Here is an 11,141-nt window from a genome sequence, read left to right as displayed (position 1 = left end):
CGGCCGCGGCCGTCCGGCGCAGCGGGTGCGCTTCCGCGCCGAGCGGGGGCATGTCCTGGGCATCGACGCCGGACCCCACAAGGTGCGAGTGCTCGTGGCGGACCTCGCCGGACGGGTGGTCGCGGACCACCGGATCGAGAACTCGTCCGGTCGGTGGGCCGCCGCTGACGTCCTCGCGGCGATCACGCGGTGCGGTGACGAGGCACTGGCCCAGGCCGGCCTGGGGCGGTCGGACATCTGGTCGATCGGGGTCGGAACGCCCGGCATCGTGGACGAGTCCTCGGGCACCGTCCGCCTCGCGCCGAGCATCCGCGGCTGGGCGGGGCTGCCGGTCGGGCAGGAACTGCGCGACCGGTTCTACTGCCCCGTACACGTGGACAACGAGGCCAATCTGAGTGCTCTCGCCGAAAGGTGGACCGGTGTGGCCCGCGAGAGCCGGAACACGGTCTTCGTCCAGTGGGGCGCCCGCATCGGCCTCGGCATCCTGATCGGCGGGAGGGTCCACGCGGGTTCCGCCTCGGGCGCCGGTGAGCTCGGCTTCGCCGACCTGACCGCGCCGTCGGAAACCGGCGACGGCCTGCCGGCGGCCCGTGCCGAGCCGGGCGACGGGATGGGCGCCTTCGAACGCCTCGTCAGCGTGTCGGCGATCCTCGAGATCGCCGTCGACGAGGCGCGGCGCTCGGGGGACGAGGCCTTCCGGCTCGCGCTGACCACCCCCGACCGGTCCCGGAACGCGGCCGCCTTCTTCACCGTGGCCGCCCGCGGGGACAACGAGGCGGCCGTGCGGACGCTCGAACGCACGGCGGCCCGCTTCGTCCGCGGGATCGCGGTCGCGGCACTCGTGCTCGACCCCGACCTGATCGTCATCGGCGGAGGTGTCTCACGGTGCGGCGCTCCCCTCCTCGAAGCAGTCGAACGTCACCTGCGGCCCCGGCTGTTGACGACTCCTCGGTTGGAGATGTCCGCGCTCGGCGACAGCTCCGTCGCCGTCGGGGGGATCCGCCGGGCCCTCGACGAGGTGGAGGCCGGACAGGCACCGGTCTCGGGCCTGTTCTGAGCCGACGGCCGTCAGGGGCGGACGAAGCCGACCTTGCCGGACGGCCACCGGTTGCCCTGCCTGCCTCCTCGGCCCGGCCGGACGCTCTGTCGGCACCCGGCGGCTCCCAGGGGCGCCCAAACCCCTGAGAGTCCCCGGTCGGGCACGGTTCTCGTTGCGGATCACGTGACGCAGCCATGGCGGGCAGTGCGCCGCCCCGGCGAGCTCGCGCTGCGTCGCAGAACGCGCCGGGGCCGTGGGCCGTAGGTCAGCTGATCCGGCCCGCGAAACGGTAGCGGAAGCCGTCGGCCGCGGTGACGACCACGTCGTAGTAGCCGTCCTGGTCGGTCGGCCATTCCACGACGGCCGGCTTGCCCTGGCCGACGTACACCGTCCTGTGGCCGCCCTCGTAGTCGTTGGCGGCCAGGGTGAAGCGGACCTGGTCGCGTCCGCCGTTGGACAACTGCAGCCGCAAGGTGCGGTGGCCGGGCACGAGTTCGGCCTCGACCTGGGGGACGGCACCGGTGTTCCGTCCGCCGGGGACCACGCTTCCGGCGAAGGACCGCACGAACCGGTCGGGGCCGTAGATGCTGAAGGCGTACTTCCCGCCGGTCGTCGCGGTGTCCCACTCGTAGCGCTTCGCGCCGTCCTTGGTGACGGTGAACGGCGTCGCCTCGAAGTCGCGGTAGGCGTCGGGGAAGAGCTGCATGCTGACTCCCTGCGCACCCTCGTTGGTGAGCGTCGCGGTGACCTTGCCACTGGTGCGGTCGACGGCCACGGTGGCGTGCTGCTGGTAGGGCACGGGCCGCGCCTTCAGCCGGCCGGACGGCGGCGTCGGCATCGACTGCTGCCCCGTGGCCGGGATCGCCTTGGCGATCGACGGCAGCGTCCGGTCGTGCTCCGCGGCCGCGACCAGCACGTCGACCGAGGGCAGGTCGGGCAGCGAGGTGTCGGCCGCGGAGAAGTCGATCGCCGAGGTCAGGTCACCGCACACGGTCCGGCGCCAGTCGCTGATGTTCTCGCAGATCGCCGGCTTGCCCAGGCTCGTGGTCCAGTGCTCCAGGAACCGGATGATCGAGGTGTGGTCGAACACCTCCGAGGACACGAAGCCACCGCGCGTCCACGGCGAGACCAGGATCATCGGCACCCGCGCGCCCGGACCGATCGGCAGCCCCTGCACGAATTCGCCGTCCGTACCGGGCTCCGGCAGCGGCGCCTGCACGTGGTCGAAGTAGCCGTCGTTCTCGTCGAAGGAGAGGATGAGCAGCGTCGATTTCCACAGCTCCTCGTTCTCGTGCAGCGCCCGGATGACCCGGTCGGTGTAGACGGCGCCGTAGTCGGGGGCGCCGGCCGGGTGCTCCGACCACAGGTACGGCGCGACGATCCAGGAGACCTCCGGCAGCGGCTGCTCCGCGCCGGGCTTGCAGGCATCGATGAAGTCCTTGAGGACGTAGTCGACGTTCTCGTTCGAGTTGGGCCCGGTCGGCTTGGTGTGGGTCTGCAGCACGTTGCCGCGCGCGAGCAGCCCGTCGGGCGAGGTGTCGGCGCCGGGCTGCGCCGGGTTGAACGCGGCGAAGGAGCGTACGGTGTTGTCGGTGTAGTCACCGAGCCAGTTGCTGTCGGTGTCGTTGTTGACGTATATCTGCCAGGACACCCCGGCCTTCTGGAGGGCCTCGGGGTAGGTCTCCCAGGTGTATCGGTAGCCGTAGTCGCCGCCGTTGGTGATGGCCGGCCCGTGGTTCGCACCGGTCGGATCGATGCTGCCGGACCACATGTAGATGCGGTTGGGGCTGGTGCTGGTGGCGATCGAGCAGTGGTTGTGGTCGCAGATGGTGTACGCGGAGGCCAGGGCGTACTGCCAGGGGATGTCCTCGCCGGTGAAGTAGCCCATGGTCTGCTCGCCCTTGGCGGCGATCCAGCCGTTGTTCTTGCCCATCGCCCAGGCGTTGTGGCCGTCCGTCCAGCCGTGCGGCAGGCCGCCGGCGTTCTGCGCGTTGTACTTGCCCGTCTCCAGACGGAAGGGCAGCAGGTATCCGCCGTCGGTCCGCTTCGCGTCGGGCTGCTGGAAGACGGTGGTGCCGTTCGGGTACTGCAGGGCCTGCTTGTCGCCGAAGCCGCGGACGCCCGGGAGCATGCCGTAGTAGTGATCGAAGGAACGGTTCTCCTGCATGAGGATCACCACGTGCTTGAGATCGGCGATCGTGCCGGTGAATCCGGTGGCGACCGCTGCCGTGTCGGCCGGCGCGGCCACGGCCTTGCCGGTGCCCGCCGCCGTGAGGCCGGTGGTCGCAGCGGCCGTCGCCGATGCCGCGGCCGCCTGGAGCAGCCGGCGCCGACTCAGGCCGGAACGGAAGAGGGAGGCGGGAACGCCTCGCGGAACGCGGCCGGTCGTGCCGGCCAGCGAGCCGTCGGCGTTGGTCTCGGGAAGGTGCTCGGTGGGCTCGTCGACATGCGACATGTGCGTGATCCTTTCGAGGTGACGCTCGGAACGCAGCAGGGCTGCGGCACGGCCCGACGGCCTCCGGGACAGGGGTGACCTGGCCGGCAGGGGCAGCCGTCGGCCGTACGGCGGGAAGGTCTGGTTGCGCGGTGGGAACGAGCGGTGGGAAGTCCGCCTGCGGTGGGAGAACTTGGCGGCAGACGGCAGGTACGGCGCGCGGCTACCTGTGCGACGGCCGTCGCTGGATGAACGCCTGAGGATCGGTTGCGTACCGGTGAAGCCGATGTCCCGCTCCCATAGCGGCAGTTGCGCCCGCTCCCGGAGTCGGGGCGCTCGTCCGGTCAGTCCGGTCGCGGCTGGGAGAAGAGCCGCGCCGGGCCGTGGGCGTCGGGGCGGTGCCGGCCGTGCCCCAAGGGCGGCGGCGGGTCAGGTCGGGCATGAGTGCCTTTCCTTCGGTGGGCGGCCGCCCGGGCGAGGGAGCATGGTGGCGGCAAGTGATCGATGGGCGCCTGCAGCTTTTCGGCAGCCAGGGCAACCTATCAAGACAAGTTCCCAACTTGTCTTGCGTTGTTCAATCTTGCATGGGCCGGAGCGATATGTGGACCCCTCAGGTATGCCGCTCGTACACCGGCGCGATCCACGGCGTAGACCCGGGATGGGGAGCGGGCCGCGGGGTGGTGCACCATGGTCTGAGCCGGGAGGCCGTGGCGACACGGGCCACGGGCGCGTACCGGCGAGGGGGAGGGGAAGCGGCGGTGCCGAGGAACCAGGAGACGGGACACGAGCGGATCGCGCGCGCCCTGCGCGAGGCGATCGCGTCCGGGGAACTGCCGGTCGGCGCCAGCCTGCCGTCCGAGGCGGACCTGTGCGCCGCGCACGGCACATCGCGTGGACCGGTGCGGCACGCGTTGGCCACACTGCGGGCCGAGGGCCTGATCGAGACCCGGCAGGGCCGACCGGCACGGGTGGCGTCACCGGTGCTGCGTCAGCCCATGGCCGGATTCACGTACTTCACCCGGTTCGCCCGGGCCGCCGGGCGGGTGCCGAGCGCCCGCACGCTGGAGATCGTCCGCTGTCGCCCGGAGCCGCGCGAGGCGGCCGTGCTGCACGTGGACGAGGACACCACGGTGGTCCGGCTGCTGCGGCTTCGGCTCCTGGACGGGCTGCCGACGATGCTGGAGCGGTCCGTGTTCCGGGAGGGGGTGGGCCAGCTGCTGTTCGGCGTCGACGTGGAGCACGGGTCGGTCACCGAGCGGCTGGCCGCGCAGGGCGTGGACCTCGGATCGGTGGACCAGGAGATCGACGCGGTTGCGGCGGACGCGGTGGACGCCCGCCATCTGGACGTGTCCGCCGGTGCCCCACTGCTGCGGCAGCGGCGCGTGGCGCGGGAGCCGAACGGGACGGCGTTCGAGGTCGCCGACGACCGCTACCGTCCGGACATGGTCACCTTCTTCGTCCGCGACGAGCGACCGGCTGCTCCACCGGCCCGACGTCGACGAGCCGCACGTGGGACCCAGGGTGCGGAGGACGGCGGTGGGGCACCTGGACCGGTCGATGAGCGCAGCACCGGTCGGCGAGGTGGAACAGGGCGGTCCCGCGCGACGTAGGCCCGTGACGGTCGGCCCCGTGCCATCCGCTTCGGCGACCACTCCCCCAGGCCCTTTAGAAGGTTCTCCTGGTGTTCACCGAACGGTAGTGGTCCGCCGCTGCCTCCTGCCGGGTCGCAGACCTCTCTCTACCGTCATGGCCAGATATTGGCCTGTGCCCGAAAGGCGTCGGGGTCGCTCTCCACCGGCAGTACGCACACCAAGTGACCGCCGGGCACTCGCAGCACACGGCATTCCTGCCACCGCGACACCTGCTCGGCACCCAAGCCGATCAGTCGCGTGGTCTCCGCTTCGACATCGTCCGTCTCGATGTCCAGGTGCATACGCGGTGCGTCGTCGACCGCTTGGACCGCGGTGACCAGCCCCGGCAGAGCCTGGTGGAGCGTGGTGAACTGCGGTGCCGGCGGGAACGGCCGGGCGGAGACTCCGAGTGCTGCTGACCAGAAGTCCGCTGCCTGGGCAGCCTCGGCCTCGGGTGTGTCGATCAGGAGAGCGTACACACGGCTTCTATGCATCGAGCCTCTTCCCTGGACCATCTGATGGGGGTGATCGCCTTTGTCGGCGTATAGCTTGGCCGGGCGCGGACCGCGCCGGGAAGGGATGGGCGTGATCCCGCGCCGGCGGTTCGGGCCGAGGCGATCGTGCAGGTCGGCGCCGGAGACGCCCGGTGACGCCGCACGACGCGGCCGTCATCAGCGGTGGATCTTCGCGCCTGGCTCACCGGGTTTCGGCCGCCACTCGATCACGCGGCGGCCCGACGGCTGCGTCACGGGCGGTCGGAAAGCTCCTGTTCGGTCCAGACGACCTTCCCGCTGTCGGTGAAACGCACGCCCCACCGGTCGGCCACCTCCGAGACGATGAACAGGCCCCGGCCACTTTCGTCGCTCGGCCGGGCCTGGCGCAGGTGCGGTGCGGCGCTGCCGCCGTCATAGAGCTCGCAGGTCATGCCGCGGTCCAGGAGCAGCCGAAGGCGGATGGGGGGTGCGCCGTGCCGGACCGCATTGGTGACGAGCTCGCTGACCACCAGTTCGGCGGCGAATACGGTCTCCTCCCCGATCCCCCAGTCGGCGAGCTGGTGGCGGGTCACCTCGCGGGCGGTGGCGGCGGCCTCGACGTGGTCGGGAAGCTCCCAGGTCGCCACGCGGTCGGCCGGGAAGGAGCCGGCGCGCGCCAGGAGAAGGGCGGCGCTGGGCCGGGTGCCTTCCGGGAGGGCGCTGACGATGGCGTCGGCCAGCTCCCGCAGCGGCCGGTCGGGGCGGCGCAGCTCCTGATCGAGGACCTCCCATGCTGTTCGGTCGTCGGCGAGGAGGGAGCCGGTGTGCAGGGCGAGGACCGTCCCCTCCGGCATCTCGAAGGTGCAACTGCCGAAGGGTCCCTTCTCGGCGCTGCCCAGGGGTGGCCCTTCCGGGACGTCGGGCCTCTCGGTGCCGTTGCCGGAGCGAGCGATCAGTGGGCCGGGGTGGTCGGCGCGACACAGCGTGCAGGTGCCGGCGACGGGGTCGAAGAGCGTGTAGAGGCAGGAGGCGGTGAGCGCCTCACGGTGCAGGGGGTCGGCGGGCGGGAGTGCCGCCCGCTCCTCGGCCAGGGAGGTGGCGGTGGAATCGAGACGGTGCATGAGTTCGTCGGGGTCCAGGTCCTCGGCCGCCAAGGTATGGACGACGGTACGCAGCTGCCCCATGACCGTGGCGGCCTCGATACCCTCCCCGGCGACGGCGCCGACGACCAGCGCGGTGCGGGCTCCGGGCAGGCCGATGGTGTCGAACCAGTAGCCTGCCCGGCGGCCCGGCAGGTTGACGTAGGCCGTCTCCACCGCGGTCTGCGGCACCGGCTTGCGGGGCAGGGCGCGGCGCTGCATGGTCGTGGCCACGAGCCGCTCGTGTGTGTAGCGGCGTGCGTTGTCGAGACAGAGGGCGGCGTGGGCGGCGATCTCGCGGGCGATGTCCAGGTCCCCGTCGTCGTACGGATCGCACGGGTTGCACCGGTAGAAGTAGGCCAGGCCCAACACGGCGCCGTGCACGGTGAGCGGGATCAGGATGACGCTCCGGACCCCGGCCGCCAGCAGCGCCTGAGTGGAAGGGGTGCGGACCTCCGGGTCCCAGAGGGTGTCCGGGGTGAGGGTGAACAGGCGTGGTTCGAGATCGGACAGGACCAGTTCGTACGGGGTCTCGCCCGACCCGGCGCGCATCTCGCCCAGCGGGTAGGTCGTCAGGTACGCCTCGCAGCCGCGGGAGGCGACGTGGCGCAGGGTGACGTCCGGGTCGAGGGGGGTGAGCGGGGGATCGTCGCCGCGCACGACGCCGTCGACGATCTCCACTCCGGCGATGTCGGCGAAGCGGACGTCCTCCGCCCCCGCCACCGCCGTGCCGGTGAGGTCGCTGAGGCGGACGGTCGCGGTGTCGACCAGTTCCCGGCAGGTGGCGGTGGTGTCGAGCGTCCGCCCGACCCGCTCCCGCACGGCGGAGAGGAGTGCCAGCCGCTCGTGGGCCTTCTCGCGGTCGGTGACGTCCACCGTGGTCCGGGCCAGGCCGATCACGTTCCCCTGCGGGTCCTGGAGACGGAAGACGCTCACCGAGTGGATCCGCAGGCTGTCCGCCGCGTACATCCCCACCAGGCGGTCCACGGCCGGAGTGCCCGTGGCGAGCACCGCCCGGCTGACCGCGATCTCCGCGTCGGGATCGGAGTACTCCATCGCCGCGGTGAAGGGGCGCCCGACGACGTCCTCGGCGGACAGCTTCACCACCCCGGGCACGCGCAGCTCGGCCTGCACGATCTGCAGCTGTGTGTCCAGGACGAGGAGGTCGACCAGCGGCTGGGAGAGCAGCCCCTCGATCAGCACGGCTCCGATGCCGCCGACACTGAAGTGGCTGTCCGGATCGAGGAGCAGCCTGGCATCCTCACCACTTTGCGAACCCACCCGGCCACCTCCGTACGCTCCGCGCGCGAGCAGTCGGAAATGCCTGATTAATGCATATCTCGATGGTACTGAACAGCCTTCCGCATGACGACCTCGAAGGTCCGCGCTCCAGCTGCCAGGAGGGGTGCGAACCCTCTACGACACTCCACGGGACCTTGCACGGGCCACCGGGCGCGTGAGTCACCAGGGGTCCGGCGTCCGGTGCCCGCTGCCGAGCACCGCTGGGGCCCAGTCGAATCGGCCTCCGTACTCCTGCCGCAGGAACCAGTCGCTCATGGTGGTCGAGTCTGACATCGGTCGTGCGCCGGACCCCTGGCCGCGGCGGATGCCGCGGACATTCGCCGCAGCCCGCTGACCGCTGCACTGATCCGCTCCACACGTTCCACAACCGCTTCCGCCGGCACCCCGGGGCCGCCGATAGGGTTCGGAGACCTGTCACGGACCATCACCGGCATGTGCCGCACCGGCAGTTCCAGCAACGGCTGCAACAAATTCCGGTCGGGCGAGTCCGGGTCGGCGGCATCCGCCTCCAGCACGCGCTGCCGCCGTTCCCGGAGTTGAGTTCGCGTCGCAGGTAGCCCCGCGGATCCGCCGCCAAGTGCCCGTCAACCGCCATACCTTTGGGCGACGTAGCGGCGCAGCTCGTCCAGCGGGCCCTGCCACATACCGTGGTCCGGGCGGTAGGACGGAACGACGCGGCGTCGTGCAGCTCCAGCAACCGCACGCCGGACCGTCGGTGTGGTGGGTGCGCGAACGGACCGCCGGGAGGGAGCCCCGAACCTGAAGGTGCGCATCGTCTGGGCACCCTTGACCATCCTTGCCAATCGTCGCGATCATGGCGCCCACCTTGTCAGTTGCAGGGTTCCAGCGAACGGGTGAGGGTGGAAAGAGAACACACGACCGAGCGACGAAAGGAGTCTCTGATGCAAGCGAGGAAGGCCGCACTCTATGCGCTTGACCTGACGGAAGCACGCTGGGTCAAGAGCAGCAAGAGCATGGACAAGACAACGCCTTACTGCGTCGAGGTGGCAGACCTCGGTGGCGGTGCCGTCGCCGTCCGTGACTCGAACAACAGGGACCTGCCCGCTCTGCGGTTCACCGCAGAGGAATGGGCTGCGTTCCGAGAAGGTGTACGCGAGGGCGAGTTCGGTTAGAACGTCTCGCGCATCATCAACGCTTAGCCGGGCCCGGCTTCGCTCGTGCGGATTCCGCCTGAGCGGTTCTATCGCCAGTATCTGCTCGCGCTCCTCACTGGAGAGCCACTCATCAGAGGAACCCGTCAGAGCACCTCATCACAGGGCTGGAATCCCCTCTGACTGCGCGTCGCAGCGCCAGGATCTTCTCCCAGACCCGTGTCTCTTGACCATGGTCAGCCATACGCGGCTGTCCCAACAGGTGTCCTCCATGCGCACATCGACCCTTGCCCCCGGTGTCCTCACCGGTCTGGCCCTCGTACTCGGCGGCGCCGCATTCGCCGCCCCCACCGCCCAGGCGGACATCCCGGCCTGCACGAACATGGTTCAGCAAACGGGCGTCGGAGCATCGGCGGCCGTCACAGCGGCGTGTACCCAGGGTGTGCACGGCGACCTGCAGGGCTGTGTGGCCGCCCTGACCGGGGCCGGTGTGCCGGGCGGCGCCGCGACCGGTGCCTGCCGGATGGCCGCCAACCCGCCTTGAGGACCTCATGCCCGTAGCCGGATGACCAGGATCGCGGAGCGCCTTCCTCCCCCGTCGGCTCAAGGACAACCGACACGAGCGACGAGGAGTGCCGGTCCTCAAGCCCCGTAGTGCCGACGCGCGAGATGCACGGTGATGTCGGCGACCATCTCGACCCTGTCCGGCAGAACCTGCACGATCTGGCCGAATACGCGCTCTCGCTCCAGGGCCGGCAGGACCAGATAGGCCGAGACGGTCGAAAGATGGCAGACGTAGTCGCGAGCACTCATCGTGAAACGCCGCTCGATCAGGGACTGTTGAACGCCGGTGAACCACTCGGACCGTTCGAGCTCCGTCCCCGGCCACTGCATGTCGTGATCCGGAGGCGTCCCGTCCGGGGACGGAATCTCGTCGCTGTCCAAGAACGGTGCGCGTGCCGCGCGAACAGCTTCCTCCACAGCCGGGTCGGCCAGTCGGATCGGGCCGCCGCACGAGGCGAACACGCCACCCGGCTCCAGCAGTGCGGCCACGCGTGGCCACCGACCCTCCGGGTTCGTCCAATGCAGCGCGGCTGCCGCATAAACCAGCCCGTACCTCTCGCCCGGCCGCAAGTCCTCCAACGCGGATCGCACCGTCCTGACGCTCGGCGGCACGTGCTTGCGCAGTTCCGCGAGCATGGACCCGTCAGGCTCGGTCGCGGTGACCGTGATCCCCCGTTGCGCGAACAGGCGGGTCGCCTTGCCCGTCCCGGCGCCGATCTCGAGGGCGGTCCGTACGGGATGGCCCGCGTACGCCATCACCATGTCGAAGAGCTCCACGGGATACCCGGGCCGGAATCGTTCGTATGCTTCCGCCACCACCCCGAAGCTCAGCGCGCGACCAGACATGCCGAGCATCCTGCCATGAGCCGCGCCGTCGATGCCCGGCCTTCCGCACGCCGCGGCCAGGCCCCTGGGGAGGACGACCGGTGCGGCGGGTCATGACGTCACCGGCCCAGAACCCTGCGGATCCGATATCGAGATATCGTGGTGTGTCGGATCGTCTGGACGAGGGAGGTGGCGCATGGCCGCGACGGCGGTATTGGATTCGGGTGATCTGATCGAGGCGTTCAAGGCCCTCGGCAACCCCGCCCGTCTGCAGATCATGCAGTGGCTGAAGGATCCCGAGACGCACTTCGGCGAGTACGAGCCGATCGCGGACCGCCGCTCGGTCGGCGTGTGCGTCACGCACATCCAGGCGAAGTCGGGACTCGCACAGTCGACGGTCTCCAGCTATATGAGCACGCTCGAGCGGGCGGGACTCGTGCGCCCCACCCGGGTCGGCAAGTGGACGCACTATCGGCGCGACGAGGAGCGGCTGACCCAGCTGGCGCGAGCGATCGGCACCAGCATCTGATTGACACATCGCAATATGTCGATATGATCTCTTTCATGTCGACCTTCGATGCTGCGCCCATCGCCCTGATCGTCCACGCCCACCCCGAGCCGC

At 70.4% G+C, this 11,141-nt stretch carries 9 protein-coding genes; 5 read left to right on the top strand and 4 right to left on the bottom strand.

The annotated features are described in order from the left end of the window. Positions 1–1,057: ROK family protein (locus BZY54_RS47300; RefSeq protein WP_143668375.1), on the top strand; the 1,057-nt coding region annotated here is incomplete at its 5' end. 247 nt (positions 1,058–1,304) lie between these two features. Here BZY54_RS47300 and BZY54_RS47295 read toward each other — a convergent pair. Next, a complete protein-coding gene (locus tag BZY54_RS47295) occupies positions 1,305–3,494 on the bottom strand; it encodes a phosphocholine-specific phospholipase C (RefSeq protein ID WP_086731470.1) in 2,190 nt (729 codons plus the stop codon). Between the two features lie 737 nt (positions 3,495–4,231). Between BZY54_RS47295 and BZY54_RS47290 the strand changes: the two genes are divergently transcribed. After that, positions 4,232–5,083 carry a GntR family transcriptional regulator gene (locus tag BZY54_RS47290; protein ID WP_208640984.1) on the top strand — a complete coding sequence of 284 codons (852 nt, stop codon included), beginning with the start codon at positions 4,232–4,234 and terminating at the stop codon, positions 5,081–5,083. Positions 5,084–5,217: 134 nt separating this feature from the next. On the opposite strand, the gene BZY54_RS47285 is transcribed toward BZY54_RS47290, so the two are convergent. Both BZY54_RS47285 and BZY54_RS47280 read right to left on the bottom strand, forming a co-directional pair. After that, positions 5,218–5,583, bottom strand: a complete 366-nt coding sequence (locus BZY54_RS47285) for a VOC family protein (RefSeq protein ID WP_244217701.1) — start codon at positions 5,581–5,583, stop codon at positions 5,218–5,220. A gap of 266 nt (positions 5,584–5,849) precedes the next feature. Further along, complete coding sequence (locus tag BZY54_RS47280) at positions 5,850–7,997, bottom strand: SpoIIE family protein phosphatase (RefSeq protein ID WP_244217700.1); 2,148 nt, start codon at positions 7,995–7,997, stop codon at positions 5,850–5,852. A gap of 923 nt (positions 7,998–8,920) precedes the next feature. Here BZY54_RS47280 and BZY54_RS47275 point away from each other — a divergent pair. Both BZY54_RS47275 and BZY54_RS47270 read left to right on the top strand, forming a co-directional pair. Next, on the top strand, positions 8,921–9,151 hold the full coding sequence (locus BZY54_RS47275) for a DUF397 domain-containing protein (RefSeq protein ID WP_086731467.1): 231 nt from the start codon (positions 8,921–8,923) through the stop codon (positions 9,149–9,151). Positions 9,152–9,401: 250 nt separating this feature from the next. Further along, complete coding sequence (locus BZY54_RS47270) at positions 9,402–9,674, top strand: hypothetical protein (protein ID WP_086731466.1); 273 nt, start codon at positions 9,402–9,404, stop codon at positions 9,672–9,674. Positions 9,675–9,772: 98 nt separating this feature from the next. Here the strand turns inward: BZY54_RS47270 and BZY54_RS47265 are convergent, their stop codons facing one another. Continuing rightward, positions 9,773–10,549 (bottom strand): class I SAM-dependent methyltransferase, encoded by a 777-nt coding sequence (locus BZY54_RS47265; RefSeq protein ID WP_244217699.1) that lies wholly within the window; start codon positions 10,547–10,549, stop codon positions 9,773–9,775. A 166-nt stretch (positions 10,550–10,715) separates the two neighbouring features. Between BZY54_RS47265 and BZY54_RS47260 the strand changes: the two genes are divergently transcribed. After that, on the top strand, positions 10,716–11,048 hold the full coding sequence (locus tag BZY54_RS47260; RefSeq protein ID WP_086731464.1) for an ArsR/SmtB family transcription factor: 333 nt from the start codon (positions 10,716–10,718) through the stop codon (positions 11,046–11,048). The last annotated feature ends 93 nt before the right edge of the window (positions 11,049–11,141 follow it).

The organism is Streptomyces carpinensis (genome assembly GCF_002154505.1).
Lineage (GTDB): Bacteria > Actinomycetota > Actinomycetes > Streptomycetales > Streptomycetaceae > Streptomyces > Streptomyces carpinensis.
Note: the sequence above shows the minus strand (reverse complement) of the source record. Positions and strands in the feature narration are given on the sequence as shown.